Here is a 19,028-nt window from a genome sequence, read left to right on the forward strand (position 1 = left end):
GCCCCGCCGGCGCCGCGCGCGGCGGACGGGCTCGCTGCCCTCGTGCGCAAGCCCGCCACTCCGGCCGAGACCCCCGAGGAGCGCGAGGCCCAGCTCCGTTCCGCCGAGGCCCGGGGCCTGGAGCGCGGGCGCGAACTCGGCCGGGCCGAAGCCGCGGCCGAGACCGCCTCGGTGCTCGCCTGCATGCAGGCCGATTACGATGCGCGCCTCGCCGAGATGCGCCAGGCCTGGTGCGTGGACGAGGGTGACCGCCTCGCGTCGGGCTTCGCCGACGCGCTCCAAACCCTCGGGGCCGGGCTGACCGACCGGGTCGGGCACCTCCTCGTGCCGGTCCTGACCGAGGCCCTGCGGCGGCAGGCCGTCGACGAACTCGCCCGGAGCCTCGCCCGCATCCTCGGCGACGCCCGCGCCCCCGTGCGGGTGAGCGGGCCGGCCGACCTCCTCGCGGCGGTGGCGGGCAAGCTCGGGCCCTTCGAGGCCTCGCTGGACCTCGTGGTCGCCGACACCGCCGACGTGACGGCCCAGGCCGATCAGACCGTGATCGAGACCCAGCTCGGCGCCTGGGGCCGCCTGATGACGGACGCGGTCCGGGGAGCCTGAGCCATGGCGGACGAGTCCCACCACGAGATCATCATCATCAAGCGCCACGGCGACCACGAGGACGGTCACCACGGCGGCGCCTGGAAGATCGCGCTCGCCGACTTCATGACGGCGATGATGGCGCTGTTCCTGGTGCTGTGGCTGATCGGCTCCACCACCAAGGAGACGAAGACGGCCATCGCCGAATACTTCAATCCGGTGAAGCTCGCCGACGTCACCTTCGACCGCAAGGGCCTGCGCGACCCGCAGAACAAACCCGGCGAGCCGACGCCCGAGGAGGGCAAGCCCGAGGCCGGCAAGGGCGAGGCCGCCGGCGAGGGCAAGGGAGACGGAAAGGGAGACGGCAAGTCCGAGGGCAAGGGGGCCTCCGGGCCGCCCGGCAGCCGCGCCCGCGAGGCCGCGCTGTTCCAGGACCCCTACGCGGTGCTGGCCAAGCTCGCGGCCGAGGCGGAGCCGGGTCCGGAGGTCGCCTCCGCCGACGCGGTGGTGACGGAATCGGGCGAGCCCGGCATCAAGGGCGGCGAGGCCGCGCGTGATCCCTTCGATCCGCTCTACTGGCAGGTCGCGCCACTGGCCAAGACGCGCACCGAGCAGGCCGGCGCCACCGGCACGGTCACGCCCCTGCCGCAGGAGGTCCGCCCCGACGTCCGCGCGGCCTCGCCCGCGAAGCCGGCGACGATCAAGGTGGCCTCGGCGCTGGCCGACGAGATCGACCCGAAACTCCTGGCCCCGAAGCTGACGCCGAAGCCCGCCTCGCCGGCCAGCCCCGCCACGCCCAAGGGGGCCGAACTCCGGCCCGCGGAAGCCACGGTCGCCGAAGCGAAGGCCGCCCAGGAGCGGGCGGCGCTTGAGGCGAAGCAGGCCGCCGACGCGGCCGAGACCGCCGCGATGGCCGAGATCAAGGCCGAGATCGCCCGGGTGCTGCCGGCGCAGGGCACGCCTGCGCCGCGTGCCGAGGTTCGGCGCACCGGCGAGGGCATCCTCATCAGCCTGACCGACGAGGTGAACTTCAGCATGTTCGGCGTGGGCTCGGCCGAGCCCCAGGCCAAGGTGGTGCGTGCCCTGGAACAGGTCGCCCGCATCCTCAAGGACCGGCCCGGCCGCATCATCGTGCGCGGCCACACCGACGCGCGGCCCTTCCGCTCCGAGACCTACGACAACTGGCGCCTGTCCTCGGCCCGCGCCCAGATGGCCTCCTACATGCTCGTGCGCGGTGGCGTCGCGGATGCCCGCCTGGAGCGCATCGAGGGCTACGCCGACCGCCAGCCGCGCAATCCGGCCGATCCGAAGGCCGCCGAGAACCGCCGCATCGAGATCCTGCTGCGGGGACGGCCCGAGTGACGGCGCGCGTCCTCGTCGCGGGGCTATGGGCGGCGGTGCTCCTCGCCGGGCCCGTGCAGGCCGCGGATTCGCATGGCGGCGGCCATGGCGAGGCGCCCGCCGCCCCCATCGAGCCCCTGCCGGTCAAGCCCTACACCGTCCCGGTCGAACTCGTGCGCACCCTGCAATTGCTGCAGGACCAGGTCGCCCTCGGTTCCGCCCAGGCGCATCATGGCCAGCGCGCCCTGCTGGCGCATGCCGAAGCGCGCATGCTCGCCCTGGAGCCCGAGGCATGGGCGGAGAGCGTGAACCTGCGCGCGGCCGTCACCTTCGCCCTCAGCGGCGGCGGCCCCGCGCTGCTGCGCCACCTCGTCGCCTCGGGCAAGGTCCCGGAGTCCGACACCGCTCTGGTCCTCGGCGCGCTCGCCTACCTCGAGGGGCGCGAGAAGGAAGCCCGCGCCCTGCTCGTGAAGATCGATCCGCTCTCGGTGCCGGTGAGCCTCGGGGCGCAGCTGGCCATGGCGCAATCGGCCCTGGTCGTGCGCGATGACCCGACGCAGTCGATCCGCCTCCTCGACCTCGCCCGCCTGCTGGCGCCCGGCACCCTGGTGGAGGAGGGGGCCCTGCGCCGGGAGATCTTCGTGCTCGCCCAGGCCGGCGACCTCGCGAAGTTCGAGGCCCTGGCGGTCCAGTACCTGCGCCGCTTCCGCCACTCGGTCTATGCCGGCAACTTCCGCCAGCGCTTCGCCGGAGCGCTGACCCGCCTCGACTTCACCGGCGGCGAGGCGCGCTTCGCCCGGTTGCAGGCCATGCTCGACGAGGTCGAGGTCGAGGGCCGGCGCGAACTCTACCTCCTCGTCGCGCGGGCCGCCGTCGACCAGGGCAAGTCCGCCACGGCGGTGTTCGCCGCCGAGCGCGGCGTCACCCTCGCGGAGCCCGGCTCCCAGGACGCGCTGCGCGCCGGCCTCTACCGGGCGGCGGCCCTCATCGTGGTGGAGGGGCGCTTCGAGGAATGCCTCGAGACCCTGCGGGCGATCGACCGCGCGCGGCTGGAGCCCGGCGACCGCGATCTCCTCGACGCGGCCCTCTCCACCGCCCGCGAGATCCGGGCGGCCGCGCCGCCTTCGGCGTCCGCCGACGCGACCCCCACGGGCCCGCGGGTGCTCCCCGTGGCGCCCGCCATCGCCCGCGCCGAGGGCGCGATCGGGCGGATCGACGAGATCATGCGCAGGAGCCAGCGTTGAACGCCCTCGGCATCACCAATCCCACCCCGCGCGCGCCGGTGGATGCGGCGGGCACCCGCACCGCGGGCGCGGATGCGCCGGACGCGACCGGCCCCGCCTTCGTCGCGCTGCTCGGCGCCCTGAAGGGGGCGGCCGCGCCGGAGGACAAGCCCGCCGAAGCGGACGGCCCTCCGGCGGAGGACGAGCCCCAGGGCGCGGCGCCCGGTGCGACGGCCGAACCCGCAAAACCCCTCGACCTCCTGGCCGCGTTCAACGCCGCGCTGCCCCTCGGGACGGGGCCCGCGCCCATGCCCGCCCGCGACGCGCTGGACGTGCTCGTCGCCCGCGCCATGCCGGCCTCCGTGCCGAACCCGGACCCGCTCCAGCCCCTGACCGGGCCGACTTCCGCCCTTCCGCAGGCCGCTGGACCGACAGACCCGGCCGAACCCACAATGCCGCCGCAGGTCCATGGCGCGGACGATGCGCCGGACCAGGCCGGCGCGCCCGCCCCGGCTCCCGAGGCGCGGACCCGTGCGACCATCCTGCGCCGGGAGACCCATTTCGCCCCGGTGCTCCCGCGCCTCCTGGCCGGGTCCCCCGGCAACGCCTCCGTGGGACGGCCGGCGCCGCTCGGCACGCCGATCGGGACCCCCGCGTCGCCGGATGCCGGTGCGCTCCCCAGCCTCGCGCCCATGGCGGCGGCGCTTTCGGGGCCCGCGCCGGTACACGGTCCCACGGCCCCGACCACCGCGCCGCCGCAGCCCGCGCGCGGGACGCCGATTCCCATCGTGTCGGAGTTCGGGCTGGGCGCACCGCTCCCGGCGCCGGTCTCTCCTGATTCCGTCCCGGATCTCCCGACCGAGGCGTCGTCGCCCGTCGCGTCGCTTCTGCCCGCCGCGGTCGGACGCCCCCCGGAAGCAGCACGAGCGAGCGATCCGGCAGCCTCGTCGCCCGCTCCGGCCTCGTCGCCGCGCGCGGTGGCGTCGACCGTCGCGTCGCCGGACCACGGGCCGGCCGACCCGCGCGCTGCGGTCCTCCCGGTGGCGGTGGCGCAGGCCGAGGCGGAAGCCGCGCCGCCTCCCGGCCTCGGCGAGGAGAACCCCGGTTCCGTCATCCGCCAGTCGGCCTCCGATGCGCCGATGGTCGCGGCGCCCCGTCCCGCCACGACTCCGCCGGCCGATGCGCCCGTACGACCCGCACGGGTCTCCGCTAGGGCACCGATGCCCGATGCGGACCCCGCCCCGAGGCCGCGCGGCACCCCGGTCGCCGCCGGTCCGGCGCCAGCCCCCGAAGCGTCCTCGCCCGCGCTCCCCAGGCCTGCACCGATCGCGAACGCGGCACCGGGCCCGGCGCTGCCCGCCGGCACAACGGCCGGCGTCGCGGCCTCGGACGCCGCTCCGTCACAGCCGGCTTCGGCCGAGCCTCCCGTGGGGGATGCGCCCGCTCCGGGGCTCGGCGTGGCCTCATCCGATCAGGCGGTCGCCACGCAGGCGCTGCGCGTTTCTCCGCGTCCGATCCCCGAAGGCGCACCGGCCCCGATCGATCTCGGATCGCCGACCAGCCACGACCTGGCCCCTCTCCAGGAATCCGTTTCCGGCCAGGAACCCGCCTCCAGCCAGGACTTGCCGGTCAGGCCCGAACCCGCGCTTTCTCCTTCCGTCGTCCGTGAGGCCACCACGCCGGCAGGCGACGGGCCGTCATCCGTCGTTCCGTCGGTCCCGCGCGCGCCCGCGCGGCCTCTGCCGCCGGGTGAACGCGTCGACCCTGCGATGCGCCAAGTTCCGGCCGTGGCGGTCGCCGGCCCCAGCGCTGCGCCCTCACGGGACGTTGCGACGCCGGGTCCGGCCGTGAACGCGGATTTCGATCCGGCCGCGATCGTGGCGGAGCCGCCGGCGCGAATGCCGCCCGAGCGTGCGGCCCAAGCGGTCGCGATCGGGCCTCGGGCCGAGGGTGTCGCGACGCCGTCCGTCGAGATGCCGGTCGCGGCCACCCTCGGCGGCCCTCCCCCTGCCGCGCTCCCGTCCGATGCCGCTCGGGACGTCCCTCCGCCGGTGAATCCGGTGCGGGAGGCCTCCGCCGCGCCGGCGGGCCCGACCGTCGATCCCACGCGCAGCGCCGTCACCGTTCCGGGCCAGGCACCGGGACCGGCCGGTCCGCAGCCTGCGCCCGCGCAGCCCGAAACTCGGCACTTGTCGCCGGAATCGGCGGTTCCTGACGGCGTCGCGCGCGCGGAGGCCGGCATGCCGGTGTCCCCGCCTTCGCTCCGCGATTCCGAGGCCGGCCCGCAACGCGCCGAGGTGCGGCGATCCCAGGGGGGCGAGACGCCGCCGCTCGGCGAACCGGCATCGCCCGGTCCTTCAGCCACGGGCCCGGGGGGGCAGCCCGCTCTGGGCGCGCCGTCGGCACCCTTGATGGGACAGGGTCTCGCCGGAGCGCCGGCGCAGGCCGCCTCCGCCCCGCCGGCACAACAAGTCGCGGCCGCGATCCTGGGGCAGATGCCGAGCGCATCCCCCGGTGCGGTTCCGGGGGCCTCGGGGATCGAGGGGCCGCTGCGTCTCCTCACCCTCCAGTTGCATCCCGCCGATCTCGGGGTCGTCCTCGTACGGATGCGCCTGCGCGACGGTCGGATCGAGATGAGCCTGCATGCCGCCCGCGAGGAGACCGCGACCCTCCTGCGGGAAGGGGGCGAGGTCCTCGCCGACCTCCTGCGCCAGGGCGGCTACCAGCCCGAGCGCGTGACGATCACCAGTGGCTCACCGTCCAACGGACCCGTGCCGGGCGAGGGACAGGCCTTCCAGGCGCAGGCCGAGGCCGGCGCGAACCCGGATCACGCCACGCCCGGCCAGCCCGACCGGCGCCAGCCCGATGGCCGCGCGGCGGCTCCCGAGACAAGCGAGCGAAACCATGAGAGCGTTCCGAGCAGCCCTGACCGCAGCGGCGTTTACCTGTAGCCTCGCCGAGCCGGCCCGCGCCAACAGCGCGCCGCCGGCGCCCGCCGCATCCCCGGCCGCCGTGAAGGCGGCGGCGCTGCCCGCATCGGCCAACGTCTGCGAGCGTGAGATGGCCGGCGCCTCGGCCCGGCACGGGGTGCCGCTGGGCGTGCTCTACGCGGTCGGGCTGACCGAGAGCGGCAAGCGCGGCTCCCTGCAGCCCTACGCCATGAACATCCAGGGCCGGGCGTATTTCGGGACCAGCGCATCCGACGTGATGGGCCAGCTTACCCAGGCGCGGGCGAGCGGGATCAAGCTCGTCGATCTCGGCTGCATGCAGATCAACCACCACTACCACCGCGAGAAGTTCGCGAGCCTGGAGGCGATGATCGATCCGCGCCAGAACGTCGAATACGCGACCCTCTTCCTGAAGCAGCTCAAGGCCCGCGAGGGAAGCTGGACCCTGGCCGTGGCGCGCTACCACGCGGGCCCGAACAACAACCCGGCACAGAAGCTCTATGTCTGCCGGGTGATCACCAACATGGTCGCCACGGGCTTCGGCGCCTGGACGCCGGGGGCGCGCAGTTTCTGCCAGTGAGGCGCCGGGGGCCCCTTCGCCCCCGGGGCGCCGGGCCCCGCGCATCCGGCCCGCAGGACGGTGCCGCGAGCGGGCGTCAGCCGACGAAGGTATAGCCCATGAAGCGCTTGGCCTCGATCGGGTCGTGGCCGAGGCGCTGGCTGAGCTTCTTGCGCAGCTTGCTCACGTGGCCCTCGATCACGCTCTCTTCGACGCCGTTGCTGTAGACGCCGTAGACGATGTTGTAGATCTGCGCCTTCGTCATGCGCTTGCCCCGGTTGCGCACGAGGCATTCGAGGATGTGCCGCTCGCGCCGGGGCAGGGGCAGCACCTCCCCGTCGATCTCGGGATCGCGCCCGTCGAAATGCACCTTCAGGCGCTCGGCCTCCGGCGCGGCCTCGCGGGTGGACCCGGCCTGCGCGTTGACCCGGCGCCAGATCGCCTCGGAGCGGGCCAGGATTTCGCGGATATGCACGGGCTTGGGCAGCACGTCGTCGATGCCGGCCTCGAAGAGCTGCAGGGTCTGGTCGAGGGAACGCACGTCGCTCAGGGCGATGATGGGCGCGCGGGACATCCGGCGGATCAGGGTCGCGCACTTGGCCCGGCCCTCGAAGTCGCCCAACAGGAACCCCTGGATCGCCTCCCGGTCGACCCGGGACGAGGACTGGAACCAGTGCGTGAATTCCTGCGGGTCGAGACCGAGGGAGGAGATGCCTTCGCGGTCGAAGCTGGCCTTGTACCCTGAATTCACCGATGGCCGCGCATCGACCAGGACGTACATCGAGAGGCTCCGACTGACCTTGCGCAGGACGTGAGCGTTACCGTGTTCGAGCGCCAAGGCAAGACAAAGACAAGACGGGACGACGCTTTGTCTTCGCGCTTCGCAATCGCGCGAACGGGATTGATTCGCTTAGCTTTTAGCAATGTCTGGCATCCTCGCCCCCGTCAATGACCGGAAGAACACACGCGTTCGTGATCCGATCGACGGAAGAGAGGCACGGTGCCGCGGCGGCGCTCTCAGGCGGACGCGTGGCTCAGCCGGGCGTCGTCGAGGGCCGAGCGAAATCCGTCGAGGCAGAAGCCCGGGCCCTGGTCCGCCAGGATTCGCTGGATGGCGACACCCACGTAGACGCCGTCGAGGATGAGCTTGAAGAACACCGTCACGGGTTCGGTGACGAACTCCATGTCGAGCACCACGGTCAGCGAGCGGCCCCAGTCGAAGCGCACGTCCGCCCCGTCCGCGTACGCGATGGTGGCCTCCTTGAAGAAGGGCTCGGCGGAGGAAGCCACGAGGTCGGCGATGTTGCCGTGGCGGGCGGCCTGGACCCAGCCGATCAGGATGCCGCCGTCGAGGAGGCAGAGTTCGGCGATGAAATCCCGGATCGCGGTGGCGAAGACGCGCTCCGCATCGGCGAGCACGTCATGGCCATCCAGGCGGAGGGCTCCGGTCGAAACGGACACGGACATCAGCGGGCTTTCGAGAACAGGAAGAACAGGATCTGGGCCACAGCGCTGTAGAACTCCGCGGGAATCATCTGGTCCACCTCGACACTCTCGTACAGGGACCTTGCGAGAGGCTTGTCTTCCACCACCGCGATGCCGTTGGCCTCGGCAATTTCTCGGATGCGCAGTGCGACGAGATCCTTGCCCTTGGCCAGGACCAGGGGGGCGGGCTGCTCGTCGCGCGCGTAGCGCAGGGCGATGGCGTAGTGCGTCGGGTTGGCGATCACCACGGTGGCCTGCTTCACGTTGCCGAGCATGCGCTTGCGCGCGCGGTCCTGCGCCAGGGAGCGCAGGCGCCCCTTCACCAGGGGATCGCCCTCCGTCTGCTTGTGCTCGTCCTTGAGGTCCTGTTTCGACATGCGCAGCGAGCGCTGCCAGCGCATCCGCGACCAGACCAGGTCGGCCGCCACGATGACGATCGTGGCGACGCACACGACCGAGATCAGCCGGATCGACAGGGTCAGGATGAGATCCGGGATCTGGCTCGGGTCGGTGAACATGGCACTCACGGCTTTGCTGCCCTCCGAGCGCAGGAGCAGCAGGGCGACGAGACTGACGCTTAAAAATTTAAGGACCGATTTCAGGAACTCGACTTGGCCCGACTTGCCGAAGATCCGCCCCCAGCCGGCCATGGGCGAGACCCGGGACCATTGCGGCCGGATCCGCTCGGTCACGAGGCTCGGGACGTTCTGAACGAGGGACGCGACGAGGCCGCACAGGCCGAGAATCAGCACGGTCGGGATCAGGAATCGCGCAGCCGCGATGGCGGTTCCCTCCAGGATGCGGGCGACGTCCTGGTTGTTCTCGAGGGCGAAGTCGCGGGGGTGGTCGAGGAAGGGCGCCAGCGCCTGGAGGAGGGGATTGACCGCGTCGCGGACCACGAAGCTCAGGGCGATGAGGAGTCCGAGGATCGAGGCGAAGACGGGGGCCTCGCGGGAGAACGGAACGTTGCCCTTCTCCACGGCCTCGCGAATCTTGCGCTCGGTGGCGGCCTCGGTCTTGCCCTCCTGGTCTTCGTCGGACATCGCGCGATCGGGTCGGGCGGCCCGTCCCTAGCGGACGAGGGCCTCGACCTCGCCCCCGGCATTGATCTCCAACTCGCCCCGTCCGGCCATCTCGAGGGCGAGGTCGGTGATGCTGCGGCGGGCCTCCGTCACGTCCTTCTGCGCCGCCGGCTCGCCGCCGTTCAGCTCGTGCTCCACCATGCGGCGTACCCGGGCGGAGAGCGCCCCCAGGATGACCCCCCGGAACTCGGCATCGGTGCCCTTGAGGGCGAGGACCAGCCGGTCGTTCGGCACCGCGTCGAAGAGCGTGGTGCGGGCGCGCGGGGCCAGCTTGACGATGTCGTCGAAGGTGAACAGCAGCCCCTTGAGGATCTCCACCGATTTCGGGCGCGACTCGGACAGGCTGGTGAGCACCTCGTCGATCTGGGTGCGCTCCATCTTGTTGATGATGTCGGCCATCTTGGCGTGGGTGTCGGCGCCGGCATTGCGCGCGCCGTTGACGAGCAGGTCCTCGTGCAGGGCGCGCTCGATGATCTCGATCACGCCGTCGCCGACCGGCTTGAAGCTCAGCATCCGCCGCATCACGGTGTTGCGGGTCGGCTGGGGCAGATGGGCCATGACCTTGGCGGCCACCGCCGGCTTCAGGCGCGACAGGATGAGGGCCGCCGTCTGGGGATGCTCCTTGACCACGTAGCTCGCGATGACGTTCTCCGAGACGCCCGACATGCGTTCCCAGACGGAGCGGGTGGCGTCGCCGCGGACATCGGCGAGGATCTCGGCGATCTGATCGGCGGGGAGGAGCCCGGTGAGCAGCTTCTCCACTTCGGAGGCGGTGCCCACGAGGCGGCCGTCCGACGCGAACTCGTCGGAGAACATCTCGACGATGTCCTCGAGCTGGCGCGCGCTCACGGTGCCGAGCTGGGTGGCCGAGCGGGTGATGCGCCGGATCTCGTCCGGCTCGAAGTACTTCAGCAGGCGACCGGCCGCGGGTTTGCCCATGGCGAGCAGCAGCGCGGCGACCTCGTCCGCCGGACTGAGGACCCGGTTCGCGCCCGGGGCGCGCTGGGGGATCGGCACGCTCGCCACGCTGCTGTGTCCTCAGCCCTTCAGGCCGGCATCGGCGGGGCCGACGATCTCGGTCAGGGAGACGCCGAAGCGGGAATTGTCCTCCTCCACCACCACGATCTCGCCGCGCGCGACCACCCGGCCGTTGACGGTGACGTCGACGGGTTCGCCGACGCGGTGATCGAGGGCCACGATGGCCCCGCGCCCGAGTTTCATCAGGTCGGCCACCGGCATGGTGGCCGAGCCGAGCACCACCTGGATCAGCACGGGGATGCGCAGGATCGAGTCAAGGTTGCGCGCGTCGCCGATCCGGGCGTCGTCCACCGCCGGGCCGGCGGCCGGGACGCTGGGGAACACCGCCGCGGTGCCGGAGGATGCGAGGTCCGCATCGTCGAAGGGGCTGTTGCTCATCATCCGCTCGTCAGGGGGTGTCATCGCGTATCAGGGCGCCGGGGCCCGACAGCGGATGATCGGAGAGGATCGGCCAAAGTCGGTCGGGGTGCAAGCCGCGCATGCCGGGTCAGCCGACTCGGCCGGCGCGTGTGGCGGAGAGATCGCGGCGGCTGGCCTCGAGCTCCGCGAGGAGCTGGCGCGCCTCGCCGATGCGCTGGTCGAGGGCCTCCAGGATCTCGCGGCCCTCGGTGCTGAAGCCGCGCACCGCGTCGCCCGCCTGGGTGAGCGCGTGGCCCGACTGCATCAGGATGCGGCCGTACTCCGCCTGGGTCCGGTCCAGGCGCTTCAGCTTGAGGTACATCGGCACCACGCAGGCGCTCGTCGCCACGAGGGCGATGAGGAGAATGGTGTCAACCCACGGCGTCATCGTGCGCGCCTTCCTTGTCCTGAGCGATGGCTTCGTCGACCCGCAGCACGTAGGCGCCCTGCGCCTGGCCCATGTGGCACCAGAACAGGGGCCGGTCGTTGCCCTCGAGCTTCACCCGCGTCGCCGGCGTGGCGTCGAGGCCGATGACCTGCCCGACCTTGAGGCCGGCGATCTCGCCGAGCGTGAGGGTGCGCTCCTCCAGCACGGCCCGCAGGGTGACCTCGGCCTTCCGGACCTCGGCGGTGATCTGCTGCGTCCAGGTCGGGTCGCGGGCGGCGCTGTCGCCGGTGAGCACCTTCGACAGCGCCGGCCGCATCGGATTGATCACCGACTGGGGCAGGATGAGGAACATCTCGCCGCCGCGGTTGAGCGCCTGGACCGAGAACTTGGCCTCGACGGCCTTGTTGTTGCGGCCGCCGATGACCGCGAACTCCATGCGGGTCTCGGTGCGCTCCAGGCGGAAGGCGGTCGTCGAGACCAGGGCGAACGAGGATTCCAGCGCCTTGCCGACCTGTTCCAGGATCGTGTGGGCGAGCCGGAGTTCGATGGCCGAGAAGGGGCGCTCGTCCTCCACCGGCGGTTCTGCCCCGTCGGCGCCGAACAGCGCCTCCACCAGGGTGAAGAGGAAGTCCCGGTTGAGGCCGACCAGGATGTGGCTGTCCCATTCGGGCGCGTGGAAGATGCCCGCCACGGCGTTGTTTTCGTAGGCGTCGAGCATCTCGCCGAAACGGCCGCTGGAGAAGCCGTTGAAGCCGAAATAGACCGGCGAGGCCACGAGGGGCTTGAGGTTGTCCGAGCAGCCCGAGGTGAGCCGGTCGAAGACCACGTGCAGCATCGGCATGCGGTCGAGCGACAGGCCCCCGGCATCGATCAGGCGAGCACGGATGTCGGCGGCGTTCCCGGTCGGCACGTCCATGGTTCAGGCGGCTTCCCTCTGCGCGCCGCCGCTGACGGTGGCGTTCTCGACCTCGTCGATGGTGGGCCGGTCGCCCAGCGAGATACCCTTGCGGCCATGCTCGACGGCGATCTGCGGCACCGCCCCGCCCATGTAGGCGATCAGGGTCTGCTTGACGATGACGTAGACGTGGTTCTGCTTCTCGCGGATGGTCTTGATCTTGATCGCGAAGGGAGCGAGCACCCCGTAGGACATGAACACGCCGAAGAAGGTCCCCACGAGTGCGGCGCCGATGAGGCCGCCCAGGATCTGCGGCGACTGGTCGAGGGCGCCCATGGCCTTCACGATGCCCAGCACCGCCGCCACGATGCCGAGCGCCGGCATCGCCTCGGCCACGGTCGTGACCGCGCCGTAGGGCTTGAGCCGGTCCTTGCGGTAGCCGCTGATCTCCTCGTCCATCAGGGCCTCGATCTCGTGGGCGCGGGCGTTGCCGATGAGGATGAGGCGGGCGTAGTCGCAGATGAACAGCACGAGGTCGGCGTTCTTGGCCACATCCGGATAGGCCTTGAAGATCTCGGAATTGGCCGGGTCGTCGAGATGCGGCTCGACCTCGTTGCGCGGCTTGGTCTTCAGCTCGCGCATCAGGGCATGGAGCAGGCCGAGGAGGGCGAGGTAGTCCTTGCGCTTGGGCACCTTGCCGGTGAGGGCGTCCATGCTCGCCTTGCCCGAATCCACCACCGTCTTCATCGGGTTGGCCATGACGAAGGTGCCCGCGCCCATCCCCCCGATGATGACGAACTCCCACGGTTGCCACAGCACGACGAGGTGGCCGCCCATGGCGACGAAGCCGCCGAGCATGCAGCCGATTGCGATGACGAGGCCGATCAGAACGCCCAAGGCTCAACGCCTCCGATGGGGGTGAGAAATCCGATGCAGCGGACCTACGCAGGATCGCTTGCGCGGGGCTGGATGGCCGGTCCGACCGAAAACGCACCGGCGGCCCGGCCCGCGCGTTAGCGCTAAGACCCGACACCCCAGCGAGAGCCCGCCATGAGCAGCACGACGCCCGACAACGACCACGAGCCCGCCACCGTGAACGTCTCGGAGCCCTGGACCCTGGCCTACTGGGCCCGCCGCTTCGAGGTGCCGCGCGAGGAGGTGGAGGCGGCCGTGGCGGCGGTGGGACACGAGCCCGCGAAGGTCGCCGCCAAGCTCGGCCGGCCCTGGCCCTTCGAGGGCAGCGGCATCGTGTGAGGCACGCGCCTCAGCGGCGCCCGGTGGAGCCGAAGCCGCCGGTGCCGCGCGCCCCGGCGTCCCCGGAGCGCGGGGCGTCGTCGGCGTCCTCGCGGATCGTGAGCGTCGGCCGGGTGACGCGGGTGAAGACGAGCTGGGCGATGCGGTCGCCGGGCTCGATCCGGAGGCCGGGCCCGCCGGGATTTCGGTTCCAGGCCGAGATCATCAGCGGGCCTTCGTAATCGGCGTCGATCACGCCGGTGCCGTTGCCCAGGACGAGGCCCTCGCGATGGCCGAGGCCCGAGCGCGGAAAGATCAGTCCGCACCAGGCCGGGTCGCGGATCGACAGGGCGAAGCCCGCCGGGATCAGGGCCGGCGGCCCCTGAGGCGGCAGGTCCAGGGCTGCGTCGAGGCAGGCATGGAGGTCGAGGCCCGCGGCCCCGGCCGAGCCCCAGCGGGGAAAGCCCCATCCGGCGAGGCGGGCGTCGCGCAGGCGGATCTCGACGGCGAGGCCGGGGTTCACGCCGTCCGGGCCGCGATGGCGTCGGCCAGGGCCACGGTGCGGGCGGCGTCGGCCGCGTGCAGGCGTTCCACCATCTTCCCCTCGAGGCCGATGACGCCGCGGGTGCGGTTCTCCGGCGCGGCGAAGGCGGCCAGGATGCGCTGGGCCCAGGCGACCTCGTCCGCACTCGGGCCGAAGGCGGCGTTGGCCGGGGCGATCTGGTCGGGGTGGATCAGCATCTTGCCGTCGAAGCCGCAATCGCGTCCCTGCGTGCACTCGGCGGCGAACCCGTCCGCATCGCGAAAGTCGTTATAAATGCCGTCGATGGCGTCGATCTCGTAGGCGCGGGCCGCGGCGATCACGCTCATCAGCCATGGCATCAGGGCCGGCCGGCCCGGCACGCCGAGGCGCAGACGGCTGGCCTTGGCGAGATCGTTCGGCCCGACCATGAGGCAGGCCAGGCGCGTGTCGACGTCCCGGGCGGAACTCGCGATCTCGGCGAGATGCAGGATCGCCATCGGGCTCTCGATCATCGCCCAGGTCCGGGTCCGGTCCGGCGCGCCGAGGCGGCGCAGGCGTGAGCCCACCGCCACCAGGGCATCGGCGCCCGTCACCTTCGGGACCACGATGGCGTCGGGCCCCGCGGGCGCGATGGCGGCCAGATCGGCCTCGCCGTAGGGCGTGTCGAGGGAATTGATGCGGACCAGGACCTCGCGGGAGCCGAAGCCGCCTTCGGAGACCGCCCGGGCGACGGCCTCCCGGGTCGCGGCCCGGCTCTCGGGTGCGGCACCGTCCTCGAGGTCGATCATCACCACGTCCGTGGGGAGGGTGCGCGCCTTCTCCAGGAGGCGCGGGTTCGATCCCGGCATCGCCAGGACGCTGCGGCGCGGGCGGATCTCGGTCATGGCGCATCCCTCAGATGACGGTCGGGGATCGGGCGCCGCACGCTCGCACCCGTCGGTGAGGCCGGCCCGGTCCCGGTCCGACTCACCGCAAGTTCCGGCGATAGCCGTCCGCGTATCCCGTTTCAAGGCGGGGGCGGCCTGCCGACCGCCAGCAGGCGCCCCGCTCGCCATCCCCGGCAAACGGCGCGGAAAGCGGGCGGGGCGCTCCCGGCCGGGGCCTGTGTCATCGAACTGTCGTGCAATCGTCATACCGCCTTACCCGACCGGACGTATGGCGCGGTGCACAACGGAGGACGGGGTTCAGCCCCATCGTCCTGCGCACGCTCCCCCAGGAGACCAGCACATGAAGTTCACCACCCTCGCAGCCCTCGTAGGCCTCGGCCTCGCCACCCTCGCGCCGGCGCATGCCGCCGACATCACGGGCGCGGGCGCGACCTTCCCCTTCCCGGTCTACTCGAAGTGGGCCGAAGCCTACCGCAAGGACAGCGGCATGGGCCTGAACTACCAGTCGATCGGCTCGGGCGGCGGCATCAAGCAGATCCAGGCCAAGACCGTCGATTTCGGCGCCACCGACGCGCCGCTGAAGGGCCCCGCCCTGGAGAAGGACGGCCTCGTCCAGTTCCCCACCGTCATGGGCGGTGTCGTTACCGTGGTGAACATTGCGGGCATCGAGCCGGGCAAGCTGAAGCTCACCGGCGAGCTGATCGCCGAGATCTATGCCGGCCGGATCGCCAAGTGGTCGGACCCCAAGATCGCCAAGCTCAACGAAGGCCTGAAGCTCCCCGAGGCCAACATCACCCCGGTCTACCGCTCGGACGCGTCGGGCACGACGAACATCTTCACCACCTACCTCTCGCAGGCCTCGGAGGCCTGGAAGAAGGAATTCGGCGCGGCCACCACGGTGAGCTGGCCGGTGGGCCAGGGCGGCAAGGGCAACGAGGGCGTCACCGCCACCGTCAAGCAGGTCCCCAACGCCATCGGCTACGTCGAGTCGGCCTACGCCAAGCAGAACAAGCTCAGCCACACCCTGATCCAGAACAAGGCCGGCAAGTTCCCGCAGCCCGACGACAAGGCCTTCCAGGCCGCCGCCGCCAGCGCCGACTGGAAGTCCGCCCCCGGCTTCGGCATCTCGCTGACCGACCAGGCCGGTGACGGCGCCTGGCCGATCACCGCCGCGACCTTCATCCTCGTCCACAAGGACCCGGCCGATCCGGCCAAGGCCGCCGACGTGCTGAAGTTCTTCGACTGGGCCTACAAGAACGGCGACAAGCTCGCCACCGACCTCGACTACGTGCCGCTCCCCGACGCCGTCGTCGGCCAGATCCACGACGCGTGGAAGGAGATCAAGGGCAAGGACGGCAAGCCCGTCTTCAACATGTGAGGCCGACTCTCGCGGGCTCCGGCCCGCGAGGCCCGGGGGCGAGCCACCGCGCCCCCAAGATCGCGACAGACGAGCCTGGCGTCACGGCGCCGGGCTCCCCTCGCAACCCCCTGGCAACGATCCGGTGATCCCCCCTCGCGCCGGCGACCGGCCCAGGGTAGGACGCCGCCCGGTGAAGAGAAGACATTCGGATGGCCGCCTTGACTGATCAGATCGCCCTGACGCGTGACCGCGCCTCGGCCCGGAAGAAGCCCGGCGGCCTCGGCGACAGCCTGTTCCGCGCGGCCTCCTACGGCGCGGCGCTCCTGGTCCTGTTCGTGCTCGCCGGCATCCTGGCCTCCATCGCCTACGGCGCCTGGCCGGCCTTCAACGAGTTCGGCTTCGGCTTCATCACCTCCAGCGCCTGGAACATCGGGCAGGAGCAGTACGGCGCCCTCGTGGCGATCGTCGGCACCCTGGCCTCGGCGGTCATCGCACTGCTGATCGGCGTGCCGCTCTCGCTCGGGATCGCCGTCTACCTGACGCAGCTCTGCCCCGGCTGGGCGCGCAAGCCGGTCTCGATGACCATCGAGCTCCTCGCCTCGGTGCCGAGCATCATCTACGGCATGTGGGGCCTGTTCGTCTTCGCGCCGCTCTTCGCCCGCTTCGTGCAGGTGCCGGTGTCGAACCTCGTCGAGGGCATGCCCATCGTCGGCACCCTGTTCTACGCCCGCGTGCCCTCGGGCGTCGGCATCCTCACCGCCGGCATCATCCTCGCCATCATGATCGTGCCCTTCGTGGCCTCGATCACCCGCGACATGCTCGACCAGATCCCGACCGTGCTGCGCGAGAGCGCCTACGGCATCGGCTGCACCACCTGGGAGGTCGTGCGCCACGTGCTCGTGCCCCAGGCCTCGGTGTCGATCATCGGCGCGATCATGCTCGGCCTCGGCCGGGCGCTCGGCGAGACCATGGCGGTGACCTTCGTCATCGGCAACGCCAACCGGCTCTCGGGCTCGGTCTTCGACCCGGGCTCCACCATCGCGTCCCGCATCGCCAACGAGTTCAACGAGGCCGACGGCCTGCAGCTGAACTCCCTGATGGCGCTGGGCTGCATCCTGTTCGTCATCACCTTCTTCGTCCTGATCATCGCCCGCATCCTCACCCGCCGCGCCAAGGTCGCCTGAGACCCATCGCCTGAGACCGCCCCTCGCCGAGACGTCAGGAACCGCATCATGGACGCCGCCAACCCCCTCGCCACCACCGCCGCGCCGGCCCGGATCAGCCGGGTCCGCTCGGGCCGCCGGATCGCCGACAGGATCCTGATTCTGGCGAGCACCCTCGCCACCCTGATCGGCATCGTCGTGCTCGGCTCGATCCTGTTCATGCTGGTGGTCGAGGGCATCAAGGGCTTCGCACCGTCCCTCTTCACCGAACCGACGCCCGGCCCCGGCTCCGAGGGCGGCGGCATCGCCAACGCGATCCTCGGCAGCCTCGTGCTCACCTTCCTGGGCATCCTGGTGGCGACCCCGGTCGGCGTGATGGCCGGGACGTTCCTCGCCGAGTACGGCCGCAACTCGAAGCTCGCCGACCTCATCCGCTTCCTCAACGACATCCTGCTCTCGGCGCCCTCGATCCTCATCGGCCTGTTCGTCTACACGCTGATGGTGCGCCCGATGGGCTCCTATTCCGGCTGGGCCGGCGCGGTGGCCCTCGCCATCATCGCCACCCCGGTCATCGTGCGCACCACCGAGGACATGCTGCGCCTCGTGCCCTCGACCCTGCGCGAGGCCGGCGCGGCGCTCGGCGCGCCCCCCTCCATCGTGATCAAGAGCATCACCTGGCGCGGCGCCAGCGCCGGCATCGTCACCGGCATCATCCTGGCGCTGGCCCGCATCGCCGGCGAGACGGCGCCGCTGCTCTTCACGGCGCTGAACAACAACAGCTGGTTCCGCGCCGACCTGATGGGCGGCATCCCGAACCTGCCCGTGATGATCTACCAGTTCGCCCTCTCGCCCTACCCGAACTGGCAGCAGCTCGCCTGGGCCGGCGCCCTCCTCATCACCGTCACGATCCTCACCCTGTCGATCGTGGCCCGCTTCGTCATCAAGACCGAGCGGTCGCGCTGATCTCCGGCGCGCCGCACCTTCCCGCCTTCCGATCGATAGGATCTTGAACCGATGAACGCCGCCCCAGGGATCACGTCCGCGCAGCTCACCGGACGCCACAAGGCCGACGAGACCTCCCCGATCCGCATCGCCGTGAAGGACCTGAACTTCTACTACGGCAGCTTTCACGGCCTGAAGTCGGTCAACCTCAACTTCCACGACCGCCAGGTCACGGCGCTGATCGGCCCATCGGGCTGCGGGAAGTCGACCCTGCTGCGCACCTTCAACCGGATCTACAGCCTCTATCCGGAACAGCGGGCGGAAGGGGAGATCCTCCTCGACGGCCAGAACGTCCTCGACGCCAGCGTCGACCTCAACGAACTGCGCTCGCGCATCGGCATGGTGTTCCAGAAGCCGACCCCGTTCCCGATGTCGATCTACGACAACGTCGCCTTCGGCCTGCGCCTCTACGAGAAGCTGCCCAAGGCCGATCTCGACATGCGCGTCGAGGAATCGCTCCGCAAGGCCGCCCTCTGGGACGAGGTGAAGGACAAGCTCAAGCAGTCGGGCATGGGCCTCTCCGGCGGCCAGCAGCAACGCCTCTGCATCGCCCGCACCGTGGCCCAGCGCCCCGAGGTGATCCTGTTCGACGAGCCGACCTCGGCCCTCGACCCCATCTCCACCGGCCGCATCGAGGAACTGATCGAGCAGCTGCGCACGGAATTCACCATCGTCATCGTCACCCATAACATGCAGCAGGCGGCGCGCATCTCCCAGTTCACCGCCTTCATGTATCTCGGCGAACTGGTGGAATTCGGGCCGACGACACGCATCTTCATGAATCCGGAGAAGCGTCAGACGCAGGACTACATCACCGGCCGCTTCGGCTGATCCTCGGCGGACCGCTGCGCGGTCCGTGGCGGACCGTCGCACGGTCCGTGGCGGACCGGAATCCGGTCCGCGCCAGATCCCCACGCCATGGC

At 71.4% G+C, this 19,028-nt stretch carries 20 protein-coding genes; 10 read left to right on the plus strand and 10 right to left on the minus strand.

From position 1 onward, the window contains the following. The 5 genes from K2X24_RS22680 to K2X24_RS22700 all read left to right on the plus strand — a co-directional run. The coding region (locus tag K2X24_RS22680) for a hypothetical protein (RefSeq protein WP_292501369.1) at window positions 1-600 on the plus strand (600 nt) is incomplete at its 5' end. A gap of 3 nt (window positions 601-603) precedes the next feature. Then, on the plus strand, window positions 604-1,941 hold the full coding sequence (locus tag K2X24_RS22685; protein WP_292501370.1) for a MotB family protein: 1,338 nt from the start codon (window positions 604-606) through the stop codon (window positions 1,939-1,941). Then, window positions 1,938-3,164, plus strand: coding sequence for a chemotaxis protein MotC (locus tag K2X24_RS22690; RefSeq protein WP_292501372.1), 1,227 nt, complete (start codon window positions 1,938-1,940; stop codon window positions 3,162-3,164). The genes K2X24_RS22685 and K2X24_RS22690 overlap by 4 nt, the downstream gene beginning before the upstream one ends. Beyond that, complete coding sequence (locus tag K2X24_RS22695; RefSeq protein WP_292501374.1) at window positions 3,161-6,094, plus strand: flagellar hook-length control protein FliK; 2,934 nt, start codon at window positions 3,161-3,163, stop codon at window positions 6,092-6,094. The genes K2X24_RS22690 and K2X24_RS22695 overlap by 4 nt, the downstream gene beginning before the upstream one ends. Next, window positions 6,048-6,671 (plus strand): transglycosylase SLT domain-containing protein, encoded by a 624-nt coding sequence (locus K2X24_RS22700; protein WP_292501376.1) that lies wholly within the window; start codon window positions 6,048-6,050, stop codon window positions 6,669-6,671. Before K2X24_RS22695 ends, K2X24_RS22700 begins: the two co-directional genes overlap by 47 nt. Before the next feature lie 76 nt (window positions 6,672-6,747). Here the strand turns inward: K2X24_RS22700 and K2X24_RS22705 are convergent, their stop codons facing one another. The 8 genes from K2X24_RS22705 to motA form a co-directional block, all read right to left on the minus strand. Further along, window positions 6,748-7,431 (minus strand): response regulator transcription factor, encoded by a 684-nt coding sequence (locus K2X24_RS22705; protein WP_292501377.1) that lies wholly within the window; start codon window positions 7,429-7,431, stop codon window positions 6,748-6,750. A 236-nt stretch (window positions 7,432-7,667) separates the two neighbouring features. Continuing rightward, window positions 7,668-8,117 (minus strand): hypothetical protein, encoded by a 450-nt coding sequence (locus tag K2X24_RS22710; RefSeq protein WP_292501380.1) that lies wholly within the window; start codon window positions 8,115-8,117, stop codon window positions 7,668-7,670. Beyond that, the gene (gene flhB, locus K2X24_RS22715; RefSeq protein WP_292501382.1) at window positions 8,117-9,178 is read right to left on the minus strand and encodes a flagellar biosynthesis protein FlhB; all 1,062 of its coding nucleotides are present in this window, start codon (window positions 9,176-9,178) and stop codon (window positions 8,117-8,119) included. The genes K2X24_RS22710 and flhB overlap by 1 nt, the downstream gene beginning before the upstream one ends. Window positions 9,179-9,205: 27 nt before the next feature. Next, on the minus strand, window positions 9,206-10,243 hold the full coding sequence (locus K2X24_RS22720) for a flagellar motor switch protein FliG (protein ID WP_292501384.1): 1,038 nt from the start codon (window positions 10,241-10,243) through the stop codon (window positions 9,206-9,208). A gap of 12 nt (window positions 10,244-10,255) precedes the next feature. After that, window positions 10,256-10,633, minus strand: a complete 378-nt coding sequence (gene fliN / locus K2X24_RS22725; protein ID WP_292501413.1) for a flagellar motor switch protein FliN — start codon at window positions 10,631-10,633, stop codon at window positions 10,256-10,258. A gap of 109 nt (window positions 10,634-10,742) precedes the next feature. Next, a complete protein-coding gene (locus K2X24_RS22730) occupies window positions 10,743-11,042 on the minus strand; it encodes a hypothetical protein (RefSeq protein ID WP_292501386.1) in 300 nt (99 codons plus the stop codon). Beyond that, window positions 11,026-11,958, minus strand: coding sequence for a FliM/FliN family flagellar motor switch protein (locus K2X24_RS22735; RefSeq protein WP_292501388.1), 933 nt, complete (start codon window positions 11,956-11,958; stop codon window positions 11,026-11,028). Before K2X24_RS22735 ends, K2X24_RS22730 begins: the two co-directional genes overlap by 17 nt. Window positions 11,959-11,961: 3 nt before the next feature. After that, a complete protein-coding gene (gene motA / locus K2X24_RS22740; protein ID WP_292501389.1) occupies window positions 11,962-12,834 on the minus strand; it encodes a flagellar motor stator protein MotA in 873 nt (290 codons plus the stop codon). A 153-nt stretch (window positions 12,835-12,987) separates the two neighbouring features. Between motA and K2X24_RS22745 the strand changes: the two genes are divergently transcribed. Then, window positions 12,988-13,191, plus strand: coding sequence for a DUF3606 domain-containing protein (locus tag K2X24_RS22745; RefSeq protein ID WP_238279951.1), 204 nt, complete (start codon window positions 12,988-12,990; stop codon window positions 13,189-13,191). Between the two features lie 10 nt (window positions 13,192-13,201). Here the strand turns inward: K2X24_RS22745 and dut are convergent, their stop codons facing one another. Continuing rightward, window positions 13,202-13,693 carry a dUTP diphosphatase gene (dut, locus tag K2X24_RS22750; RefSeq protein ID WP_292501392.1) on the minus strand — a complete coding sequence of 164 codons (492 nt, stop codon included), beginning with the start codon at window positions 13,691-13,693 and terminating at the stop codon, window positions 13,202-13,204. Beyond that, window positions 13,690-14,577, minus strand: a complete 888-nt coding sequence (locus K2X24_RS22755; RefSeq protein WP_292501394.1) for a CoA ester lyase — start codon at window positions 14,575-14,577, stop codon at window positions 13,690-13,692. Before K2X24_RS22755 ends, dut begins: the two co-directional genes overlap by 4 nt. Window positions 14,578-14,920: 343 nt before the next feature. Here K2X24_RS22755 and pstS point away from each other — a divergent pair, with 343 nt between their 5' ends. From pstS to pstB, 4 genes are all read left to right on the plus strand, one after another. Further along, window positions 14,921-15,958 carry a phosphate ABC transporter substrate-binding protein PstS gene (pstS, locus tag K2X24_RS22760; protein WP_292501396.1) on the plus strand — a complete coding sequence of 346 codons (1,038 nt, stop codon included), beginning with the start codon at window positions 14,921-14,923 and terminating at the stop codon, window positions 15,956-15,958. A gap of 191 nt (window positions 15,959-16,149) precedes the next feature. After that, a complete protein-coding gene (gene pstC / locus K2X24_RS22765; RefSeq protein WP_238279955.1) occupies window positions 16,150-17,124 on the plus strand; it encodes a phosphate ABC transporter permease subunit PstC in 975 nt (324 codons plus the stop codon). Between the two features lie 48 nt (window positions 17,125-17,172). Beyond that, the gene (gene pstA / locus K2X24_RS22770; protein WP_292501398.1) at window positions 17,173-18,066 is read left to right on the plus strand and encodes a phosphate ABC transporter permease PstA; all 894 of its coding nucleotides are present in this window, start codon (window positions 17,173-17,175) and stop codon (window positions 18,064-18,066) included. Between the two features lie 51 nt (window positions 18,067-18,117). Next, the gene (gene pstB / locus K2X24_RS22775) at window positions 18,118-18,936 is read left to right on the plus strand and encodes a phosphate ABC transporter ATP-binding protein PstB (protein ID WP_292501401.1); all 819 of its coding nucleotides are present in this window, start codon (window positions 18,118-18,120) and stop codon (window positions 18,934-18,936) included. Window positions 18,937-19,028 lie beyond the last annotated feature (92 nt).

Origin of the sequence: Methylobacterium sp. (assembly GCF_019750675.1) — a bacterium.
Taxonomy (GTDB): domain Bacteria; phylum Pseudomonadota; class Alphaproteobacteria; order Rhizobiales; family Beijerinckiaceae; genus Methylobacterium.